The organism is Nocardioides sp. NBC_00163 (genome assembly GCF_045206295.1).
In the GTDB taxonomy this organism is placed as follows: Bacteria; Actinomycetota; Actinomycetes; order Propionibacteriales; family Nocardioidaceae; genus Nocardioides.
Genome location: NZ_CP108155.1, coordinates 924,954 through 945,238 on the forward strand (window position 1 = coordinate 924,954; position 20,285 = coordinate 945,238).

At 70.6% G+C, this 20,285-nt stretch carries 19 protein-coding genes; 11 read left to right on the plus strand and 8 right to left on the minus strand.

Going from position 1 to position 20,285, the window contains the following annotated elements; genetic code table 11:
• Window positions 1-14: 14 nt before the first annotated feature.
• From OG801_RS04490 to OG801_RS04500, 3 genes are read right to left on the minus strand one after another with little or no spacing between them, the layout of a single operon-like run.
• Window positions 15-257, minus strand: coding sequence for a hypothetical protein (locus OG801_RS04490; protein ID WP_406033963.1), 243 nt, complete (start codon window positions 255-257; stop codon window positions 15-17).
• Window positions 258-259: 2 nt separating this feature from the next.
• Window positions 260-1,543 carry a sensor histidine kinase gene (locus OG801_RS04495; RefSeq protein ID WP_406033965.1) on the minus strand — a complete coding sequence of 428 codons (1,284 nt, stop codon included), beginning with the start codon at window positions 1,541-1,543 and terminating at the stop codon, window positions 260-262.
• Between the two features lie 8 nt (window positions 1,544-1,551).
• Window positions 1,552-2,268 carry a response regulator transcription factor gene (locus tag OG801_RS04500; protein ID WP_355021629.1) on the minus strand — a complete coding sequence of 239 codons (717 nt, stop codon included), beginning with the start codon at window positions 2,266-2,268 and terminating at the stop codon, window positions 1,552-1,554.
• Window positions 2,269-2,450: 182 nt separating this feature from the next.
• Between OG801_RS04500 and OG801_RS04505 the strand changes: the two genes are divergently transcribed.
• The 4 genes from OG801_RS04505 (at window position 2,451) to OG801_RS04520 (ending at window position 6,575) form a co-directional block, all read left to right on the plus strand.
• Window positions 2,451-3,518: an AAA family ATPase gene (locus tag OG801_RS04505; protein WP_406033967.1), complete on the plus strand. Its 1,068-nt coding sequence runs from the start codon at window positions 2,451-2,453 to the stop codon at window positions 3,516-3,518.
• A complete protein-coding gene (locus tag OG801_RS04510) occupies window positions 3,515-4,468 on the plus strand; it encodes a DUF58 domain-containing protein (RefSeq protein ID WP_406033969.1) in 954 nt (317 codons plus the stop codon). Before OG801_RS04505 ends, OG801_RS04510 begins: the two co-directional genes overlap by 4 nt.
• Before the next feature lie 16 nt (window positions 4,469-4,484).
• The gene (locus tag OG801_RS04515; protein WP_406033971.1) at window positions 4,485-5,486 is read left to right on the plus strand and encodes a VWA domain-containing protein; all 1,002 of its coding nucleotides are present in this window, start codon (window positions 4,485-4,487) and stop codon (window positions 5,484-5,486) included.
• Window positions 5,487-5,723: 237 nt separating this feature from the next.
• Window positions 5,724-6,575, plus strand: a complete 852-nt coding sequence (locus OG801_RS04520) for a S1C family serine protease (protein ID WP_406033973.1) — start codon at window positions 5,724-5,726, stop codon at window positions 6,573-6,575.
• 39 nt (window positions 6,576-6,614) lie between these two features.
• Here the strand turns inward: OG801_RS04520 and OG801_RS04525 are convergent, their stop codons facing one another.
• Both OG801_RS04525 and OG801_RS04530 read right to left on the minus strand, forming a co-directional pair.
• Entirely contained in the window at window positions 6,615-8,300 is a 1,686-nt protein-coding gene (locus tag OG801_RS04525) for an alpha/beta hydrolase (protein ID WP_406033975.1), read from the minus strand.
• On the minus strand, window positions 8,275-8,829 hold the full coding sequence (locus tag OG801_RS04530) for an LURP-one-related family protein (protein ID WP_355021623.1): 555 nt from the start codon (window positions 8,827-8,829) through the stop codon (window positions 8,275-8,277). Before OG801_RS04530 ends, OG801_RS04525 begins: the two co-directional genes overlap by 26 nt.
• 108 nt (window positions 8,830-8,937) lie before the next feature.
• On the opposite strand from OG801_RS04530, the gene OG801_RS04535 reads away from it, so the two are divergent.
• Genes OG801_RS04535 through OG801_RS04545 form a run of 3 tightly spaced genes read left to right on the plus strand, consistent with a single transcriptional unit; the run spans window position 8,938 to window position 12,728 of the window.
• Window positions 8,938-10,392, plus strand: a complete 1,455-nt coding sequence (locus OG801_RS04535) for a basic amino acid/polyamine antiporter (protein ID WP_406033978.1) — start codon at window positions 8,938-8,940, stop codon at window positions 10,390-10,392.
• A gap of 26 nt (window positions 10,393-10,418) precedes the next feature.
• Window positions 10,419-11,669: an arginine deiminase gene (locus OG801_RS04540; RefSeq protein WP_355021621.1), complete on the plus strand. Its 1,251-nt coding sequence runs from the start codon at window positions 10,419-10,421 to the stop codon at window positions 11,667-11,669.
• 18 nt (window positions 11,670-11,687) lie between these two features.
• Window positions 11,688-12,728, plus strand: coding sequence for a lysylphosphatidylglycerol synthase domain-containing protein (locus OG801_RS04545; protein WP_406033980.1), 1,041 nt, complete (start codon window positions 11,688-11,690; stop codon window positions 12,726-12,728).
• Between the two features lie 36 nt (window positions 12,729-12,764).
• Here OG801_RS04545 and OG801_RS04550 read toward each other — a convergent pair whose 3' ends face one another.
• Window positions 12,765-13,697 carry an EamA family transporter gene (locus tag OG801_RS04550; protein WP_406033982.1) on the minus strand — a complete coding sequence of 311 codons (933 nt, stop codon included), beginning with the start codon at window positions 13,695-13,697 and terminating at the stop codon, window positions 12,765-12,767.
• Window positions 13,698-13,781: 84 nt separating this feature from the next.
• Here OG801_RS04550 and OG801_RS04555 point away from each other — a divergent pair, with 84 nt between their 5' ends.
• The 4 genes from OG801_RS04555 to OG801_RS04570 all read left to right on the plus strand — a co-directional run bounded on the left by OG801_RS04555 (window position 13,782) and on the right by OG801_RS04570 (window position 17,059).
• On the plus strand, window positions 13,782-14,645 hold the full coding sequence (locus tag OG801_RS04555; RefSeq protein WP_406033984.1) for a LysR family transcriptional regulator: 864 nt from the start codon (window positions 13,782-13,784) through the stop codon (window positions 14,643-14,645).
• Between the two features lie 133 nt (window positions 14,646-14,778).
• Window positions 14,779-15,597, plus strand: a complete 819-nt coding sequence (locus OG801_RS04560) for a MerR family transcriptional regulator (RefSeq protein WP_406033986.1) — start codon at window positions 14,779-14,781, stop codon at window positions 15,595-15,597.
• Window positions 15,594-15,953, plus strand: coding sequence for a VOC family protein (locus OG801_RS04565; protein WP_406033988.1), 360 nt, complete (start codon window positions 15,594-15,596; stop codon window positions 15,951-15,953). The genes OG801_RS04560 and OG801_RS04565 overlap by 4 nt, the downstream gene beginning before the upstream one ends.
• Before the next feature lie 125 nt (window positions 15,954-16,078).
• Window positions 16,079-17,059 carry a serine protease gene (locus tag OG801_RS04570; RefSeq protein WP_355021615.1) on the plus strand — a complete coding sequence of 327 codons (981 nt, stop codon included), beginning with the start codon at window positions 16,079-16,081 and terminating at the stop codon, window positions 17,057-17,059.
• A gap of 24 nt (window positions 17,060-17,083) precedes the next feature.
• Here OG801_RS04570 and OG801_RS04575 read toward each other — a convergent pair whose 3' ends face one another.
• Window positions 17,084-17,338, minus strand: coding sequence for a hypothetical protein (locus tag OG801_RS04575; protein ID WP_355021614.1), 255 nt, complete (start codon window positions 17,336-17,338; stop codon window positions 17,084-17,086).
• Window positions 17,339-17,391: 53 nt separating this feature from the next.
• Window positions 17,392-20,274, minus strand: coding sequence for an ATP-binding protein (locus OG801_RS04580; RefSeq protein ID WP_406033991.1), 2,883 nt, complete (start codon window positions 20,272-20,274; stop codon window positions 17,392-17,394).
• Window positions 20,275-20,285: the final 11 nt, after the last annotated feature.

Here is a 20,285-nt window from a genome sequence, read left to right on the forward strand (position 1 = left end):
GTGCCGGCCTTGGTTCAGCTCGCCCAGCAGTCGTCCCACGTCTCGTACGTCGGGTCGTCGGCGTACGTCGTCGACCAGCGGGCTTCCTCGACCGTCTCGACCTTCTCGACCGTGCCGTAGTAGGTCGTCGGCTTGCTGGGAGGCGTCGGAGCCGGGTCCACCTGCACCGTGACGTTCATGCAGGCGCTGGTGACGGCTCCGAGCAGAACCACGGGGGCAAGAGCTCGTACGCCGCGCCACGTCGATGCTGTTCTCATGCTCACTCCTCAAACGGTGGGTCCATGCGCCGCCCCAGCAGCGGGTCACCTTCGGGTGGCGAGTCGGTGCGTCCGGCGGAACGGTTCATGGCGTGGTCGGGGAGCCAGAGCACGAAGGTGCTGCCGGCCCGTCCGTGGCTGACCAGCACGAGCCGGCCCTCGTGGCTCTCGGCGATCTGGCGTGCGATGGAGAGGCCGAGGCCAGACCCGTCGGTGACCGCATCGTCGCCGGACGTACCGTTCCCTCGGTAGAACCGGTCGAAGACGCGTTCCTGGTTGGCCTCGTCGATCCCGGGTCCCTCGTCGGCGACCGCGGCCCAGGCCCAGCCGTCGCGGCTGCCCATGCCGACCGTGAGGGTGGAGCCGGCCGGGGCGAGCCTGACCGCGTTGGACAGCAGGTTGGCCATGATGCGCTGCAGCGCGTCGGGGTCGCCGACGACGACCGGCCCACCGTGGCTGCGCTCGACCACGCTGAGCCCGCGTGCCTCTGCTGGCAGCCGATACTCCCGAACGGCAGCGGTGACGGCTCCGGCCAGGTCGACCTGACGGTCGGTGAAGGCCTCCGAGCGGCTGCGGGCGATGGCCAGCAGGTCCTCGAGGAGGCGGCGCATCCGGCGGGTCGCCTGGAGAACGACCAGGCTGGCCTCGCGCCGTTCGGGGATCGTGGAGCGGTCGTTGGCGAGGACGGCCTCGACGTTGGTGTGGATGAGGGAGACCGGGTTGCGCAGCTCGTGGGAGACGTCCTCCACGAACCGGCGCTGGTCGGAGAACGCCCGGTCGAGGCGGGCGAGCATGGAGTCGATCGTGTCGGCGAGCGTACGCAGCTCGTCGTGCGGTCCGGTCGCACCGATGCGCCGGGTGAGGTCGGAGGCGTTGATCTCCTGGGCGGTGCGGGTGATCGCGCCGACCGGCCGCAGCGCCCGCCCCGCCACCCACCAGCCGATCGCCAGGCTGAGGACGAACATCACGATCAGCGCGATGATCGAGTAGTTGCGCAGCGTCTGGAGCGAGGCGTAGTTGACCGCCTCCTGGACATCGGCGAAGTCCGCGGCCTGGAACTCCTGCCCGGGCTTGTAGACGATGTGGCCGTCCTCGGTCTCGAACTTCTTGACCGTCACCGGGTCCAGCGGCGCCGCGCTGATGCTGCTGGAGAGCGCGAGATAGACCCCGGCGAGGAGCAGCGCGGTCACCCCGAACAGGAGCGAGGAGTACGTCAGGGTCAGCCGCACCCGCACCGTACGGAGCCAGCGGGGCACCCGCATCAGCCGCCCCGAGCGCTCACTCATGCGGTCGCTCATGCGGTCGCGCCCTGGTCGAGCTCGGGCAGGTCGCGGAGCCGGTAGCCGCGACCGACGACGGTCTCGAGAGCCGGAGCCTCCTCCCCGACGGTGAGCTTGCGACGCAGGGTGCCGACGGTGACCCGCACGGTCTGGGTGAACGGGTCGGCGTTCTCGTCCCACACGTGCTCCAGGAGCTCCTCGGCCGAGACGATGTAGGCGGGCCGCGTCATCAGGTAGCGCAGGACCGAGAACTCCTTGAGGGTCAGCCCGAGCTCGCGGTCGCCGCGCCGGGCCAGCTGCCGGGCGGTGTCGAGCCGGATCGGCCCGTGCGTCAGCACGGCAGAGCCATCGCTGCTCGGCCGGCGCAGCAGCGCACGCAGCCGCGCGGTCAGCTCGGCCAGCTCGAACGGCTTGGTCAGGTAGTCGTCGGCTCCGACGTCGAGGCCGCGGACCCGGTCGTCGAGGCGGTTGCGGGCGGTGAGCATCAGGATCCGCGGGGCCTCCTCGCCGGGGATCTCCAGATCCCCCGTACGCAGCGCCGCGGCGACCTCGAAGCCGCTGCCGTCGGGCAGGTTGATGTCCAGGACGACGAGGTCGTAGGCGTTCACGCCGAGCTTCTCCAGGGCGTCGGCGACCGAACCGGCCCCGTCGACGGCGTACCCCTCCCGCTGCAGCGCGACCCGCAGGGCGCTGACCAGGCCCGCCTGGTCCTCGACGATCAAGACCCTCACGCTCAAGAACGGTAGCGCGTAGCCGGGCCGGCGCCCATGCACAGGACGTAATCGCTCGGTATCGGTTCCGTCCAGCTCTTTCGGATCGCTTTCGGTGCCGTTTCCGCTGGTTTTCGCCCTTCTTCGATGTGATCGGTGCTCAGCAGACCCATCCAGGACACAGCCAGCTAGGGAGGTCCCCCATGTGGGAGCCAGAGCAGAAGCAGCCGATCACCGAGCCGATCCGGTCCGACATTGGGACCACTGCCGTCCTCGAGCGGGTGCTGTTCGAGGTCAAGCGCGTCGTCGTGGGCCAGGACCTGATGATCGAGCGGATGCTGGTCGGGCTCCTCGCCCGCGGCCACGTGCTGCTCGAGGGTGTGCCGGGCGTCGCCAAGACCCTTGCCGTACGCACCCTCGCCGACGTCGTCGGCGGCTCGTTCGCCCGGCTCCAGTTCACCCCGGACCTGATGCCCTCCGACATCGTCGGAACCCGGGTCTGGCGCCCGTCGGCGGAGCAGTTCGACACCGAGCTGGGACCGGTCTTCGCCAACCTCGTCCTCGCCGACGAGATCAACCGGGCGCCGGCCAAGGTGCAGTCGGCGCTGCTGGAGGCGATGGCGGAGCGCCAGGTCAGCATCGGCGGCACCAGCCACCGCCTGCCCGACCCGTTCCTCGTCCTCGCCACCCAGAACCCGATCGAGAACGACGGCGTCTACCGGCTGCCCGAGGCCCAGCGCGACCGCTTCCTGCTCAAGGTCGACGTCGGCCACGTCGACGAACTCGAGGAGATGACCATCATCCAGCGCATGGGCACGCATCCGCCGCGTGCCGACCAGATCCTCGACGCCACCGCTCTGCGGCACCTGCAGTCACGAGCGGACCAGGTCTTCGTCCATCACACCGTCGCGCAGTATGCCGTCAAGCTCGTCATGGCGACGCGTACGCCGCACGCCTACGGGCTCCACAACCTCGAGGGCCTGCTGGCCTACGGCGTCAGCGCCCGCGGCAGCCTCGGCCTCATCACCGCCAGCCGTGCCCTGGCACTGCTGCGCGGGCGCGACTACGTGCTGCCCGGCGATGTCGCCGACCTGGCCGGCGACATCCTGGCCCACCGGCTGGTGCTCACTTTCGACGCCGAGGCCGACGGGGTAGACCCGCGCGCGGTCGTGGACGCCGTCCTCGCCGTCGTCCCGCAACCGCGGGCGACGCCGAGCGACGACGACTCCGAGACCGCCGAGACGACGCCCGATGCGGAGCTTGCCTCGTGAACGCGGCACGACGTTCGCCCGACGGGGCGTTCCGGAGGCTGGACCTGACCGTCCAGCGCCGGGTGAGCGGGCTGCTCCAGGGCGAGTCGGCCGGGCTGCGGCTCGGGCCGGGCAGCGACGCCGAGGAGCTGGTGCCCTACTCCCCCGGCCATGACGTACGCCGCATCGACTGGAACGCCACCGCCCGCCTGGGCGACCCGCACGTCTGGCTCACCCAGGCCGAGCACGAGCTCGAGACCTGGGTCCTGGTCGACCGCACGCCCAGCATGGCCTTCGGGACCGCGCTCGCCGAGAAGGTGGAGGTCGCCGAGGCGACCGTCTCCGCGATCGGCATCGTGGCCGACGGCCCCGGCAACCGGGTCGGTCTCGGGATCCTCGATGCCGGCGGCGTACGTTGGCGCCCGCCCACCACCGGGCGCCGGGTCGCCCGCCGGCTGCTGACCGCGGAGCCGCCCTCGCCGCGTACGGCCGAGACGGCGACCGTCGGCCCCACCTTCGCCGCAGCGCTGGTCGAGCTGGGCCGGCGCGCCCGGATCCCGGGGCTGCGGGTGATCGTGTCCGACCTGCTGCCCGCTGACGGGACCTGGGAGCGGCCCTTCGACTGGGAGCCGCCCCTGCGGCGGCTCACCGCGCGCCACGACGTGATCGTCGTCGAGATCGTGGACCCTCGCGAGCTCGACCTGCCCGCCGTCGGCCACGTCACGATCCTCGACCCGGAGACCGGCCGTCAGCACGAGGTCGACACCTCCGACCCGCGGCTGCGGGCGGCGTACGCCGAGGCGATGAGGTCGCTGCGCGAGCACAACGCCGAGGCCGTTCGGGCCGCCGGTGCGGACCACCTCCGGGTCTCCACCGACGACGACTGGGCACGGCTGCTCATCCGCCTGCTGCGCCGCCGGGCACGGCATCCCCGACCGGCCCGCTCACGCGCGGCCACGGCCACCCACTGATCGGAAGGAGCCCTCGATGAGACTCAGCCAGCCCATGTTCCTGCTCGCACTGGTCCCGGTCGCCCTGCTCGCCATCGGCTACCTGGTGATGCAGCGCCGCCGGATCAAGTACGCCCTCCGGTTCGCGACCGCGCCCATGCTCGAGCGCCTCGTCCCCCACCGTCCACGCTGGCGCCGCCACCTGGCCGCCGGGCTGGTCGTCGGTGCCTTGGCACTGCTCGCGGTCGCCACCACCCAGCCCCAGGTCCGGGCGCAGGTGCCGTACGAACGCGCCACGATCCTGGTCGCCATCGACACCTCCGCCTCGATGTCGGCCGAGGACATGCCACCCAACCGTCTCGAGGCCGCCAAGGCCGCCGCCGTCGACTTCATCGAGCAACTGCCACCGCGCTACAACGTCGGGCTCGTCAGCTTCTCGAGCAACGCCCGCGTCGTCTCCAGCCCGACCACCGATCACGCCCTGGTCGCCCGCAGCATCGAGGGTCTCGGCCCGCCCGACGGCGGCACCGCCATCGGCGAGACCGTCTTCTCCTCGATCAACGACCTGCGGCAGGTGCTGGACGAAGCCGAGGCGGCCGGTCCGTCCGCCTCGCCCTCGCCCGGGGGCTCCGAGGACGACACCGACGAGGAGGGGTCGCCGGCCCACCTCGTACTCCTCTCCGACGGCGGCAACTCCGCCGGTCGCAACCCGGTAGCCGCGGCCGAGGCCGCCCGTGAGGCCGGGCTGCCGGTCTCGACGATCGCCTACGGCACCGAAGGAGCCAGCGCCGCCCTGCCCGGAGGGCAGTCGGTCGAGGTCCGCGAAGACACGCTGCGCAAGCTCGCCGACGCCACCGGCGGCCAGTTCTACAGCGCCTCCAGCGCCGACGAGCTGCGCGAGGTCTACGAAGACATCGGCACCCTCGTCGGTTATCACCTCGAGTACCGCGAGATCACCGTCTGGGTCGTCATCGGCGCCATGATCCTCGCCTTCGTCGCCGCCGCGCTCTCCCTGCGCTGGTTCGCCCGGCTCATCTAGCCACCCCGAAATCCAGGACAGGAAGGCACTCTCGTGAACGACACCGCATCGCCCGGGCCCGACCTCGGCCGGCCCGCCGGACCCCAGCAGTGGACCATCGCGGCCCCACCCGCCCGTGCCGCCCGCCCGCTCCAGCCCGCACCCCCACCCCCGATCCGACCAGTCGCACCCCCGCCGACACCACCGTCCGCGCCGAGCCCGACCCCCCTGTCGGCACCCCCTCCGGCGCGACGTGTGGTGCGTGACCGCTACGGCAGGGTGCGGCTGGTCGCCCGTCCACAGTCCCCGGATGCGGCCCCGCCGCAGGGCCGGCCGACCGGTGCGCACCCGGAGCCGCCCGCCGCCCTGGCCAAGCGCCCACGACGTACGCGAACCGTGACCCTCACACTCGCGGCGGCCGTCGTCGCGGGCGCGGCGACCAGCGGCGCGATCACCCTCATCACGCCCGACCGCGAGCCCACCGCAGGCACCATCGCCGCGCCGGCCCCCGCACCTCAGGGAGGGGCACCGACCAACGCCACCGAGGCGGCCGCCCAGCGCATCCTGCCCAGCGTGGTGCAGGTCCGCGCCGGCCGCGGCACCGGCTCCGGGGTCGCCATCGACGGCGTCGGGCACGTGGTCACCAACGCCCACGTCGTCCAGGGCTCCGACTCGGTCAGCCTGGTGCTGGCCGACGGCAGCACCACCTCGGGCCGTGTCATCGGCAGCGACGAGCGCAACGACATCGCGGTGATCGCCACCAACCCCAATGCCGTACGCGCCGCCACCATCGGTCAGAGCGGCAACCTCCGGATCGGACAGCCTGTGATCGCCGTCGGCTCACCGCTCGGTCTCAACGGCACCGTCACCTCCGGCATCGTCAGCTCACCGAACCGCTCCTCCGGATCGAGGCCCGAGATGATCCAGACCGACGCCGCCATCAACCCCGGCAACTCCGGCGGGCCCCTGGTCGACCTTCAGGGCCGCGTCGTCGGGATCAACACCTCCATCGCCACCCTCGGCGGCCCCAGCGGCAACATCGGCATCGGCTTCGCCGTCCCCGTCGACCGCGTACGCACCGTCGCCCAGGCCCTGATCAGCCAGGGCTGAGCGCGACGGCGGTACCGCTCACCCCGACCGGGCCGTCGGTCATCTCAACCACGCCCGGTCGCCGATCACCACGGCCAGCTCGTCGGTGCGCTCATCGGACCAACCCGGGGGCGGCAGGATCTCTGCCCAGGCATACACCGGCGCGGTGCCGAACTGGTGGCCCTGCCCCTGCGGCACCGAGTTGGCGGAGAACTGGTCGACACCCAGCTGCAGCATCGTCACCCCCGGGATCCAGCGTACGTTCGGGGAGACGTCGCGGCCGCGCTCCTCCTCCAGCCAGTCCGGGCACTCCAGCGCCAGCGACGGCGACCACCAGGTGATCGGGTCGTTCGCGTGCTGGAGGTACCCGATCCGGGTGCCTTCCCAAGCCCCAGGCAGGTCCCACTGCTCGGGCTGGTCGGCGAAGCGTACGATCTCGCCGTCGTCCAGGATCGGCAGCACCTGCGGGGTCCCCGGCTCGCGTTCCTCGGTGAACCGGCTCCAGAGCCGGTTGTCGGCGGTCGGGCCGACGAACAGGGCGCCGTCGGTGCGCGTTGCCAGGTCCTGGGCCCCGCTGAAGGCGGCCTCGCCGCCGAAGCTGCCCAGGCTCTCCCCGCTCACCACCAGCAGCGGACGTTCGGCCTCGGGGATCTCCAGCCAGCGTCCGTAGACGGCGTCGAAGAGCGCCAGACCGGCATCCTGCGCACGCTGGCGGTCCAGGACGAAGGACATCCAGCTCGGGAGGTAGGAGTACTGCAGGCTGACCGTCGCCGTGTCGCCGCCCCACATGAACTCCAGCGCCTGGGCCTGGTTCTCGTTGACCCAACCTCTGCCTGTGCCGGTCACCACGTTGATCACCGCGCGGTCGAAGCCGCCGAGCGCGTCGAGCTCGGTCACCGCGGCCGACGCCTCCTCGCGGATGTCGACGCCTTCGTGACCGGCCCCGACATAGGCGCGCACCGGCTGCTGGGCAGGCTCCTGGGTGAACTCGCCGATGTCGGCGGCGGTCGGTGCGCTCGCGATGAAGACCCGGCCCTGGCGGCCCAGGTCCTCCCATGCCTGGGACGAGGCCGGGCTGGCCGTGAGCTCGGGCGTCGTGGGCGCAGGTATTTCGGTGCGGAACTCCTGGTTGATCGTGGCGAAGCTCGAGTCGAGTGCTCCCAGCAGGCGGTTGCCACCCACCCCGATGGCCAGCTCGTAGATCAGGACCGCAGCGATCAGGCCGCCGATCACGGTCGATGCGGCAGCGGGAAGGAAGCGGCCGACGAACCGGCCGATCGAGCGCCCCAACGCCCTGATCCCTCGCGACAGTCCGAGCAGCAGCGCGAGCAGGACCGCGGTGATCAGCACGGTGAGCACCAGGTGCCAGATGCCCACCCGGTCGACCCCGACCAGGTCGCGTACCTCGTTCTCCCACCGCAACGACAGCCCCAGGACGATCAGGGTGCCGATGCCGGCGACACCGGCGAGAACCCGCCATGCGATCACCCGTGCCCGGCCGGCCAACCGGCCACCGCAGCTGCGGACCAGCCATCCGGCCAACGCGCCCGCGCCGTAGCCGGCCAACATGCACAGCGCGGTGAGCAGTGCCTGGAAGAGCGCTGTCCTCGGCATCAGTGACGGGGTCAGCGATGCCCAGAGAAGCACCACCATGCCTGCCGTCGCCGCGAACGGCGCTCGCACCTGCTTTCGCAGCTGCTCTCGCAGCACGTCGACCGCGTCACTTCTCGGGATGGACCATCGCATCGACCGCGACGGTCACGGCCAGGATGAGCGCAGGATCCTCGCCGGGCGCGACCTCGACACCGTAGGTGTCCCGGACACGGAACCACTTCTTGGACACCTCGGCGATCTTGCGTCCGTCAGCTTCGATGTCGTACTCGTGGTCGACGATGTTGCCCTGGACCGTCCAGTCCTCACCCTGCTCGCGATCGACCTTCCAGCGATCACGCAGGGGCGAGATGAGCGCCTTGTGCACGAGGGCGAGCTTCTCGCCGTCGGCGTCCTCGATCGCCATCGAGTCCCGGATGTGCAGGACCCTGGTCTGGATGCGGCAGATCTTGTTGCCGTGGGCATCCTCGAGATCGAACGTGTCGCGCAGCCGCAACGCCTTGCCGTCGACATGGAAGACGCGGTCGCCGTCCTCGTTCTCGATCCAGTAGTCGTCGCCGATGGAGATCATCTTCTGGCGCATCTGGAAGCGGTGGGCGCTCCCGCCACGCCCGAAGGCCTCGCGTTCCTCTTGGCGCTTGTCGCGTCGGTCTCGAAAGCCCATCATTGTCTCCCTTCACAGGACCATCCCAGCGTCGTCGCAGGGCGAAGCGGGGCGGATCACACGTTCCGGGTGAGGTGGACGGACCGGAACGGACATCAGATCAGGGGCATGAGTTCTGACTCTGCCACCACCGAGGCACCCGCTGTAGCGAAGATGAGTCTTCCCACCCTGACCGCGATGGTCGTGGGTGGGATGGTCGGCGCGGGCGTCTTCTCGCTGCCGGCCCGGTTCGGGGTCGCCACCGGCATCCTCGGCTCGCTGATCGCCTGGGCGATCGCGGGCGCCGGGATGCTCATGCTGGCGTTCGTCTTCCAGAGCCTCGCCATCCGCAAGCCCGAGCTCGACTCCGGGGTCTTCATCTACGCCAAGGCCGGCTTCGGTGACTACGCGGGCTTCAACTCCGCCATCGGCTTCTGGGCGAGTTCCATCGCCGGCAACACCTTCTACTGGGTCTTCATCGGCGCCACCATCGGCGCGTTCTACGACGGCTTCGGTGACGGCGACACCGTGCTCGCGGTCACGATCTCGACCGTGGGCGTGTGGCTCTTCCACTATCTGATCGCGCGCGGCGTCCGGGACGCCGCGGTGATCAACCGGATCGTCACGATCTTCAAGGTCCTGCCGATCCTGGTGTTCATCGTGGTGCTCTTCATCTCCTTCGACGCCGGTGTCTTCGCCGACAACTGGGTCGCCACCGGCTACGGCGATCTCGGCAACCTCGACGAGCAGATCCGCAACACGATGCTGATCACCACCTTCGTCTTCATCGGCATCGAAGGGGCCAGCGTCTACTCCCGGTACGCCAAGAAGCGCGAGGACGTCGGGAAGGCGACCGTGCTGGGCTTCCTCAGCGTGCTGTCGATCTTCGCGCTGGTCACCCTCTCCAGCTACTCAGTCGTCCCGCAGCCGGAGCTGGCCGCCACCCGGCAGCCGTCGATGGTCGGGGTCTTCGAGTCGGTGGTCGGCGACTGGGGCGAGGTGTTCATCAGCATCGCGGTGATCGTCTCGGTCCTGGGCGCCTACCTCGCCTGGACGCTGATGGCCGCGGAGGTCATGTACGTCCCGGCCCGAGCCGACGACATGCCCGCCTTCCTGGGTCAGGAGAACCGCAACGGCACCCCGATCACCGCGCTCGTGGTGACATCGCTGGGCGTCCAGGCGCTCCTCGCCCTCACCCTGTTCGTCAACGACGCGCTCAACTTCATGCTCGATCTCGCCACCAGTCTGGCGATCCTGCCCTACCTGTTGGCCGCCGCGTACGCACTCAAGCTCGGCCTGACCGGCGAGGCGTACGAAGGGGTGCCGGCCGGCGTACGTCGCAAGGAGACGATCGTGGCCGGCATCGCGACGGCGTACACGTTCTTCCTCTTCGACGCTGCTGGGCTGAAGTTCGTGCTGCTGATGACGCTGATCCTCGCGCCGGCGTCGCTGCTGTACATCAAGGCCCGCAGCGAACATGGCCGGCGGATCTTCAGTCCCACCGAGATCGCGCTGTTCGGCGCGATCCTCATCGGAGCGGCGATCGCCGTCATCGGCCTGTGGTCCGGCCGGATCTCCCTCTGACCTCGTCCTCAACAGAAAGGCATCCCATGTCCGAGCAGGAGTCCGCGTACGGAGTCCATTCCGAGGTCGGCCGGCTCAGGAAGGTGCTCGTCTGCGCACCCGGCCTGGCCCACCGCCGGCTGACCCCCAGCAACAACGACGAGTTGCTCTTCGACGACGTGATGTGGGTCGAGAACGCCCAGCGCGACCACGCCGACTTCGTGAACAAGCTGAGCCAGCGTGGTGTCGAGGTCGTCGAGCTGCACGACCTGCTTGCGCAGACGCTCGCGGTCGCCGGCGCCAAGGACTGGATCCTCGATCGCAAGATCGTGCCGAACCAGGTCGGCCTCGGGCTGGTCGACGACACCCGCACCTACCTCGAGTCGGTCTCGGACCGACAGCTGGCGGAGTTCCTCATCGGTGGCCTCGCGACCAACGACCTGCCTGACGACTTCCGCTCCGCCTACCTCGGCCTCGCGCGGGAGTCGACCGGGGCCCGCGAGTATCTGATGCCACCGCTGCCGAACACGCTCTACACCCGGGACACGACCTGCTGGCTGTACGGCGGTCTGACCATGAACCCGCTCTACTGGCCGGCGCGCAAGGACGAGACGCTCCTCTACAAGGCGATCTACCAGCACCATCCCGACTACGTCGGCTCGACCGTGTGGTGGGGCGACCCCGAGCTGGAGTGGCAGCAGGCCAGCTTCGAGGGCGGCGACGTGATGCCGGTCGGCAACGGGGTCGTGCTCGTCGGCATGAGCGAGCGCACCTCCCGCCAGGCGATCACCCAGGTCGCCAAGGCCCTCTTCGAGCAGGGTGCTGCGGAGAAGGTGATCATCGCCGGGATGCCGAAGCTGCGGGCGGCCATGCACCTGGACACGGTCTTCACGTTCGTCGATCGCGACATCGTCACGCTGTATCCGACGATCATGGACGCCGTGCACACCTTCACCCTGGTGCCCTCCGACAAGGCACCCGGGGTCGAGGTGATCGACCACGGCGACGCGGCCTTCGTCGACGTCGTGGCACAGGCGCTCGGGCTGCCCGAGATCCGGGTGATCGACACCGGCGGGGACGTCTACCAGTCCGAGCGACAGCAGTGGGACAGCGGCAACAACGCGGTCGCGCTCGAGCCCGGCGTGGTGTTCACCTACGACCGCAACACCCTCACCAACACGCTGCTGCGCAAGGCGGGGGTCGAGGTCATCACCATCGTGGGCGCCGAGCTCGGCCGCGGCCGGGGTGGCGGGCACTGCATGACTTGCCCGATCAGCCGTGATCCCGTGGAGTTCTGAGACCTACGCGGCCGTGAAGTGAGCACACCGGAGGGCCCCGACGTCAGCGACGCCCGCCCCGGACGTCGCGCCTGGATCACCCGCATCGTCCTGCTGGTGGTGGCGGCGCTCAGCACCGTCACCGTCGTACGCCTGGTCGGGCGGGTCGACTGGGAGGCGGCCCGGGACGCGCTGACGCACCTCAGCTGGTGGCATGCCATCGTGCTGCTCGTCGTCGTCCTGGCTCGTCAGATCCTGCTAGCGATGCCACTGAGGTTCTTCATCCGCGGGGTGACGTTCTACCGGGCCACCATCAACGACCTCGGCGCGACGCTGATGTCGCTCATCGCTCCGCCGCCCAGCGACATCGCGCTACGGGTCGCGATGTTCAAGTCGTGGGGGGTCAGCCCCGCCAAAGGCCTCGCCGGCACGGTGATGAACTCGCTGACGTTCTACATCGCGAGGTTCTCGGGCCCGCTCCTGGGATTCATCCTGCTGCTGGCCGTCGGTGAGGCCCCCTCGTTCCGATGGCTCGAGCTGCTCAGCATCGCGGTCGCGGCCGTCATCCTCGTGACCGTTCTCATGGTCGTACGCAGCGACCGGCTCGCACGCACCGTCGGAACCCGCTCCGGACGGATCGTCCGCCGGTTCCGGAAGTCGGTCGACCCCGATCGCTGGGCCGACGCGTGTCAGAGCTTCCGTGCCGACATCGCCGAGCGGTTCCACAGCGGGTTCCCCCTCGCGGTGCTCTCTCAGGTCGGCATGATGGTCGTCGACCTCGCCGCGCTCACCCTGTGCCTGCGCTTCGTCGGCGTCACGGCGGACGAGGTCAGCCTCGTGTGGATCGCGATCGCCTACCTGTTCGCCTTCCCGTTCACCGTGTTCCCCCTCTGGGGGATCGGCATCGTCGACGCCCTCATCCTCGCCGCCCTGGTCGAAGCCGGTGGCCTCGAGGTCGAGGCGGCGGCCGTCGCCGGCTTGATCGTGTGGCGGGTGTTCACCGTGGGGCTGCCGGTGCTGCTCGGTGCCGTCGCGGTCGCGGTGTGGCGGCGTGAGGTAGCGGGGCAAAGCCAGGCCTGACACGCCGACCCGGTGCGGAGCGACGCGCAGCCGCCCTCAGCCTGGAGGCAGTGCCGGGACACCCCTCGTCGGTGCCGGTGGCGTGCTGTCGGTCTCGTCGACCGGTCCGGACGGGTTGCGGCCTCCGGCCCGTTCTGCTCCCACCCCGGCGGCGACCACGAGCCCGATCCCGAGGACGGCGATGAGGTTGGGCGCCTGGTCGAGGGCGAAGAACCCGATCACGAGCGCCATCGCCGGCTCGAGCGCCATGAGGGTCCCGAAGGCACCAGCGGTGAGACGTCGCAGCGCCAGCATCTCCAGGGCGAAGGGCACCACCGGTACCAGTAGCGCCAGACCGAGGCCGGCCAGCAGGAGCTCGGGCGTGAGCTTTCCGACGATGCCCGGTCCGACCACGAAGGTGGCGACCAGGGCCGCGACCGGCATGGAGATCGCGAGTCCACCGATGCCGCTGACCGCGTCGCCGACTCGCTGGGTGAGCAGGATGTAGCACGCCCAGCACACGGCCGCACTCAGGGCGAACGCCACACCGACCGCATCGACGGCGCCGTCCCAGGGTTGGGTCAGGCACACCACACCGCCGGCGGCCACGAGCGCCCACGCCCGCGCGATGCCGCGGCTGCGGAGGACAGCCACCCCGAGCGGCCCCAGAAACTCCAGCGCGGCGGCCGTGCCGAGCGGGAGCCGGGTCAACGCCGCCATGAACAACAGGGTCAAGCCGGAGGTGACCACGCCGAGAGCGACACCGGCCAGCAGCGTCTCGCGCCTGAACGACGAGAGCCGCGGCCGGACGAGGACGAGAAGCAACAGACCTGCCCAGAACAGGCGCAGCCAGGCGACACCCGCCGGACCGAGCTGATCGATCAGTCCCACCGAGGCGGCGAGCCCGAGCTGAACGCAGAGCATGGCCGCCATCGCCATCGAGGCACCGGTGCGGGCGGAGGAGGCGGGACGGAGAGCCGGTCTGAACATGAGGCCCAGTTGACCTCATCCCATCCGTTCGCGTCCACGTGACATTGCTGGACATTATGTTCGACGATCCGAAACAATAGACAGGTGGACGTACGCAGGCTCCGGATGTTGCTCGAGCTCTCTCGCCTCGGCTCGATGCATGAGGTCGCCGCCGAGATCGGCACCACCACCTCAACGGTGTCCCAAGCCATCGCAGCCCTCGCCCGCGACGTCGGCACCGCGCTCATCGAGCCTGATGGCCGACGTGTACGCCTCACCCCCGCAGGGCATCGCCTGGCCGAACATGCCGTCACCATCCTGGCGGCGGTCGATGCGGCGCGTCTGGACCTGGATCCTGACGCGGAGCCGATCGGCGTGGTCCGGGTGGCCGGGTTCGCCACCGCGATCCGACGCTCCCTCATGCCGGTGATCGACGGCCTCCGGAACACTCATCCCGGCATCGAGGTCCGGGTGCGTGAGCACGAGCCGCCGGAGGCACTGGCTCTGCTAGCACGCGACGACGTCGACCTCGCTCTCGTCTACGACTACAACCTCGCCCCGGCGTCGTGGCGCAGCGACCACGACACCATCGCGCTGTGGGAAGTCGAATGGGGCCTCGGAATGCCGACGCACGAGCCGCGCGCCCCACTCGCCGCCTTCGCCGACCGAGACTGGATCGTGAACTCGCGTCACACCGCCGACGAGGAGGTGCTGCGTACCCTGGCCTCGATGGCGGGATTCACGCCGCGAGTCGTCCACCGCGTCGACGCTCTGGAACTCGTCGACGACCTCATCCTCGCAGGTCACGGGCTCGCGTTGTTGCCGCGAGGGCGCACCTCCCGTCGTGGCGTCACCGTTCGGCCGTTGACCGACCCCACGGTCCGGCTGCGCGGCTATGCCGCGACGCGCCGCGGCCGAGACCGATGGCCACCACTAGGGGCGCTCCTGAACCGGCTGCCCCAGGTCTGACCAGGAAGTCCGAGCACGAACCGGCAGCGCGACACCGCCCGGCCGCGACCTGCTGCTGCCAAGATCATCTCGTGCCCACGCCTCGCGACGCCCTGCTTGCCTCTCCCCCAGGGGGAGACCTGAGGATGGCGACATGAGCGAGCCGCTGCTGTCCATCGGGACGTTCTCGCGCGCCGCCAGCCTGTCCGTCAAGACGCTGCGCGCCTATCACGCCCAAGGCCTGCTCACGCCGGCCGCGGTGGACCCGGAGACCGGCTTCCGTCGGTACGCCTCCGGGCAGCTCGCGGATGCGGCCGTGATCCGTCGGCTCCGCGAGCTGGAGGTTCCGCTTGCTGACGTCGCCACGATCCTGGCGGCGCGTGACCCGGAGGTCACCGCGGCGACCCTCGCCCGCCATGCCGAGCAGATGCGTGAGCGCGCGCGACGGGTCGAGCAGATCGTCCACGACCTGCACGCGGCGCCGCCGGAGTCCTGGACCCCGCCGCGTCTCGCCGAGCTCCCGGCGATGCGCGCGGTCGCGGTGACCGGCATCGTCAGAGACGGCGCGTACGACGACTTCCTGGTGGCGGCGTACGAGCGCCTGGAGCAGGCTTGCCGGGACGCGGGTGTCGAGATCACCGGCCCGTCGTCGGCCTTGTACGACGCGGAGTTCCTCGACGATGCCGAGCAGGAGGTCACGGCGTACTTCCCGGTGGACGCGGACGTCGCCCCCGCGGGCACGACCCTGCTGCACCTGCCCCCGGTCACCGCCGCGGTCGTCACCCACTCCGGGGACCACGAGACCCTTCCCGACACCTACGGGCTCCTCGGCGCCTGGGTCGCCCACCACGGGACCCCGACCGGGCAGCCGCTCCGGGAGGCGTACGTCGTCAACGTCTCCGACGGCGTACCTCCGTCGGCTTACCAGACCGACATCGCTTGGCCGCTCACCCCTCGAAAGGACACTCCATGACCCTGACCCTTGCCGCGATCAGCTTCGACTGCTCCGACGCGCTGCGTACCGCCACGTTCTGGGCCGCCGCGCTGGACCGGAAGCTCGACGAGGGCAGCAGCGACGAGTTCAGCTCCATCGGTCTGAAGGAGCCCACGCCCGGCGCAGCGGCGTGGCTGTTCGCGCGTGTCCCCGAGCCGCGCCGGGCGAAGAACCGCGCACACCCCGACCTCGTCGCACAGGACCGCCCGGCGGAAGTCGCTCGCCTGGTCGACCTCGGCGCCACGGTCCTCGACGAGCACGACGAGTTCGGAATCCAGTGGACGGTCCTGCGCGACGTCGAGGGCAACGAGTTCTGCGTCGCGACTGCACACTGAATACCGCCCCGCGTATCAGAGCCTGCCGCCACCGCTCCTCGATAGTGAGGCTTCGGTTGTCGTTCTGGAAGGTCCGGAACCCGGAGCCCACAGGGGGAATGAACATGAACAACGAAGATCTGTTCATGGCACAGTCAGAGGCGGTGCCCGAGGAGCTCACGGCCGTGGCCGAGTCGAAGGCATCGGCCGAGGAGGGCCTGCTCGGCAGGGAGAACGTGGTCGGCGTCGGGGTCGGTCTCAAGATCAAGGGCGGCGAGCAGACCGAGACGCCGAGCGTGATGGTGCTGGTCAGCCAGAAGATGCCGACCGAGCTGGTCAGCCGCGCGAACACCATCCCGAAGACCGTCGACGGCAAGCCGACCGACGTCCTCGAGGTCGGGCACCTGTTCGCCGGCGGCAGCCAGCAGCAGCTCATGGAGACCCAGGAGGTCGACGCCCAGACCCTGGCGACCCGGATCCGTCCGGCTCGACCGGGTTTCAGCGTCGGGCACTTCAAGATCACCGCAGGGACGATCGGCGCGGGAGCGTACGACCTGAGTCCCGTCCCGGGGATCCCGCCGCGCTACTACATCCTGAGCAACAACCACGTGCTCGCCAACTCCAACAACGCCAGCATCGGCGACCCGATCCTGCAGCCCGGCCCGTTCGACGGTGGAACGGCACCGGCGGACGTGATCGGCCGACTGGCCCGGTTCGTGCCGATCAGGTTCGACGGCACCTGCAACTCCGTGGACGCCGCGGTCGCCGAGGTTCCGTTCCACGTGATCGACCGCGACGTCTACTGGAACGGCTACCCGGCCACCGCCGCCAAGGCGGCAACCGTCGGGATGCTCCTCAAGAAGACCGGCCGCACCACGAACTTCACCACCGGCCGGGTCACCGCCATCGCGGCGACGGTGAACGTCAACTACGGCGGCGGGAACGTCGCGAAGTTCTGCAACCAGATCATCACGACCAACATGTCAGCCGGCGGCGACTCCGGCTCGATGGTGCTCGACCTGCAGAACAACCCGGTCGGGCTGCTCTTCGCGGGATCGAGCGTGGCGACGATCCTCAACCCGATCGCGCTGGTCCAGCTCGCCCTTCAGGTGCGTGTCTGGCCGTGATCGGCTGAAGGCCGGGAGATGCCGTCAGCCCTCGGATCTGAAGGCGTCTCCGGTCTCCACGCGCACCGGCAGGCCCTCGCACTCCTGCGGCAAGGACCGCACCGCGGCCGAGGCCGGGTCGAGGGCGTAGACCACCACCGCCGGTCCCCCATCCTCGGCGGCACCGATCGCGACACCCGCGATGCCCTCCCCGATCCACTTCTCGGCGACCGTCAGCGCCCGCCGTGACCGCTCATCGAGGGATGGGATCTCGGCGTACAGGTCGTCGTCCGCGCTCATGCTCCCAGGCTACGCCGGGCTCCCACAGACCATGGTCGCGCTCGCGATCCGACTCACGGGCCGGCCACTTCGCCGTCCTGGCTGAGCACGCTGCTGTCTCGCCGTAGCTCTTCGCGCGAGCGGAGCCCGAGCTTGCGCAGCGCGTGCGACATGTGCGTCTCGACGGTGCGGGGCGAGAGGAACAGCTCGGCGGCGATCTCACGGTTCGTCCGCCCCTCGGCGGCGAGCAGCGCGATCTCCCGCTCCCGGTCGGAGAGATCCGTGCCGAGCGCTCGGCGACCGCCTCGCCAGGGGTAGGGAACGGCCACCCCGTGGCGACGCATGAGCTGGGTGACCCGGGCGATGTCACGCCGGGCGTCCAGTCCGCCGTAGGTGCGCAGCGCACCCTCGAGGAGTGCCGGGCCGGAGCCTGCCCCGTGCGCACACCGCCAGTCGCCGAGCCGCTCCTCGACCTGAGCCGCGACGTAGACGAGTCCCGCGGCCGCCGCCGCGTGGCGCGCGGAGGCCAGCAGCCGTTCGACGGCCGCCGCGTCCCCGTCGGCCTGAGCGACGATCGCCTCGCAGATCCGCACCGCCGTGAGCGCGGCCGGCGCGTCGACGTCACCGAGATGGCCGGCCAGGTCAGCCACCTCTGCACGGACCTCGGCCACCGTTCCCATCGCGACGGCCGCGTCGACGAGGCAGAGCATCGGGGCGGCCGCCCAGACGTAGAGGCCCTTACGACCGGCCTGGTCGACCGCGGCCCGCGCCTGGGCAAGGCTGCCGTGGGCGTCGCCGGTGGAGAGCAGGAGCCGGGACAACGCAGCCTGGGCGGGAATGAGTGGCCATACCGAACCGACCCGCTCGCAGTCGGCGATCACGCCGGCCAGCTGCTCGCGCGCTTCGGTCCCGGTCGCGGTCGCGGTCAGCACGAGTCCGTGAAGCAGGCGCGCGTCCAGCGAGGCCGCTCCGAAGCCGAGTCCCGGCACGGCGAGATCTCGCACGCGTTCGGCCAGACCGTCCCAGCGACCGTTCTCGTAGTCGGCCATCGCGCCGACGAGGACATAGACCTCCGCGACCCGCTCGAACCCGGCCGACTCCGCGACGGCGCGGCCCTCGGCGAGGAGCTCGTCGGCGCGTCGCAGGTGACCACCGTGAAGAGCCCCTTGCGCCCAGTTCACCGCGGCGCGTGCGTGTTCACGTGGGTGGGCGAGCAGCACGCCGTCGCGGCGTACGGCGTCGATCAGGTCCCAGGCCTCCGGTCGTCCCTGCTCCAGGAGCAGCGAACCGCGGGTGATCCGAACCGACAGGCTGACGTCGTCCACTCCCGCCCGCTCGGCCGCAGCCTCGGCCTGCTCGCAGCGCTCGAGGTGGGTGGCGATCGAGACGTCGACCACGGTCTCGGGCACCGCGAGGACGGCGAGGGCTCGCGCCTGGAGATCGGGGCGTCCGTCGAGGTCGGGGACCGCACGCTCGATCGTGCGGAAGCCGTCGCGCGCGTGTCCCTGCTGCCGCTGGAGCCTGCCCAACGCCAGCCCGAGCTCGCCTCGGGCGAGCGCCGGAAGGTCACCCTCGTCGAGCAGCCTGGCCAGGATCGGCATCGCCTCCGCGTGGGCGAGGCCGTCGACCGCGGCTCGGCCGAGCTTCGTCGCCAGGCGTACCCGGGCGTCGGGCGCCAGGCTCGCCATGTCTGCCGTCGCCTGACGGAGAAGGTCTGCGGCGACGGCATCGTTGCCCCGCCCGATCGCCTCGTCGGCGGCGGCCTCGGCATGACGTACGAACTCGGCCGGGCGACCGGCCCGCTGGTAGTGGTGAGCGATCCTCGCCGACCGGGACGCACCGTCGGACTCCTCCAGGACCTGGGCGATCCGCAGGTGCAGCCAGCGACGTGTCGGCGACGGCACCTCGTCGTAGATCACCTGCTGAGCGAGTACGTGGCGGAACCTGCTCCGTCCCTCGTGGTCGTGGAGCAGACCGATGGCGTACGCAGCGTCGAGGGCTCGCGCGACCTTGCGCATGTTGTAGCCGGTGACCTCGGCGACCAGGGCGGCGTCGACCGTCAGATCCGCGACCGCGGCGGCACCGAGCACCTCGACGGCCAGGGCGTCGAGGGCGGCCAGGCGCTCACGTACGACATCGCGCAGAGCGGTCGAGACCGACAGCGCTGCGATCGCGTCGGGATGCCTCGGGATCTCAGCGGCGGGCTGCCGCTCGAGCATGGTGCGGAGCACCTCCTCCACGACGAACGGGACACCACCGGTCACCTCGTAGAGCGCCGCGGCGGTCTCGTCGGGCACGTCCGCATCGAGGATCGACCGCGCCAGCTCGCCGACCGATGCCGGCCCCAGCTCGCGGAGGGTCACGGTGCGCGCCGGTCCCGCCACCGCCCGGGCGAAGGCCTCACCGACGGGCAGGGCTCCCGCCTCCGGGCGGGTGGTGACGACGATCGACAGGTCCGGCGGCTGATGCGCGGCGAGGTACGCGAGGAAGTCGAAGGTGACCCGATCGGCCCAGTGCAGGTCCTCGAGGACGAGCACGCCCGGGGCCAGGTGTCCGAGCAGCTCGGTCACCGCCCGGAAGATCCGGTGCCTCGCCTCGTGCTGATCGGTCAGCGGCTCCGGTGGAGCCGGAAGGCGATCGGCGATCTCCGGGACCAGGGCGCCCAGGCACCCGACGACCGGACTCAGCCGGACCGTCTCGATCCTGTCGGCATGGCGGCGCAGCGCGTCGATCACCGGCCCCAGCGGAAAGGGGTCCAGGAGATGCTGGCAGTGCCCGAGGAGGAACAGCGCGTCGCCGGCCTCGGAGGCGACGAGCTCTTGGAGGAGGCGGCTCTTGCCGATGCCGGCCTCGCCCTCGATGACGACGATGGACGGCGCCGCCGCGACCGCTGCCCTCGCCTGGGCCAGCTCGGCGTCTCGGCCGACCAGGACCGGGGATGTGGGAGTGCTCCTCAAGCGTCCTCCCC

Bases quoted from the DNA above. Each gene is read 5' to 3' on its own strand.
- OG801_RS04490 (WP_406033963.1), bottom strand. From the start codon at position 257: ATGAGAACAGCATCGACGTGGCGCGGCGTACGAGCTCTTGCCCCCGTG.
- OG801_RS04495 (WP_406033965.1), bottom strand. From the start codon at position 1,543: ATGAGTGAGCGCTCGGGGCGGCTGATGCGGGTGCCCCGCTGGCTCCGT.
- OG801_RS04505 (WP_406033967.1), top strand. From the start codon at position 2,451: ATGTGGGAGCCAGAGCAGAAGCAGCCGATCACCGAGCCGATCCGGTCC.
- OG801_RS04515 (WP_406033971.1), top strand. From the start codon at position 4,485: ATGAGACTCAGCCAGCCCATGTTCCTGCTCGCACTGGTCCCGGTCGCC.
- OG801_RS04525 (WP_406033975.1), bottom strand. From the start codon at position 8,300: ATGCGATGGTCCATCCCGAGAAGTGACGCGGTCGACGTGCTGCGAGAG.
- OG801_RS04530 (WP_355021623.1), bottom strand. From the start codon at position 8,829: ATGGGCTTTCGAGACCGACGCGACAAGCGCCAAGAGGAACGCGAGGCC.
- OG801_RS04535 (WP_406033978.1), top strand. From the start codon at position 8,938: ATGAGTTCTGACTCTGCCACCACCGAGGCACCCGCTGTAGCGAAGATG.
- OG801_RS04540 (WP_355021621.1), top strand. From the start codon at position 10,419: ATGTCCGAGCAGGAGTCCGCGTACGGAGTCCATTCCGAGGTCGGCCGG.
- OG801_RS04550 (WP_406033982.1), bottom strand. From the start codon at position 13,697: ATGTTCAGACCGGCTCTCCGTCCCGCCTCCTCCGCCCGCACCGGTGCC.
- OG801_RS04560 (WP_406033986.1), top strand. From the start codon at position 14,779: ATGAGCGAGCCGCTGCTGTCCATCGGGACGTTCTCGCGCGCCGCCAGC.
- OG801_RS04565 (WP_406033988.1), top strand. From the start codon at position 15,594: ATGACCCTGACCCTTGCCGCGATCAGCTTCGACTGCTCCGACGCGCTG.
- OG801_RS04570 (WP_355021615.1), top strand. From the start codon at position 16,079: ATGGCACAGTCAGAGGCGGTGCCCGAGGAGCTCACGGCCGTGGCCGAG.
- OG801_RS04575 (WP_355021614.1), bottom strand. From the start codon at position 17,338: ATGAGCGCGGACGACGACCTGTACGCCGAGATCCCATCCCTCGATGAG.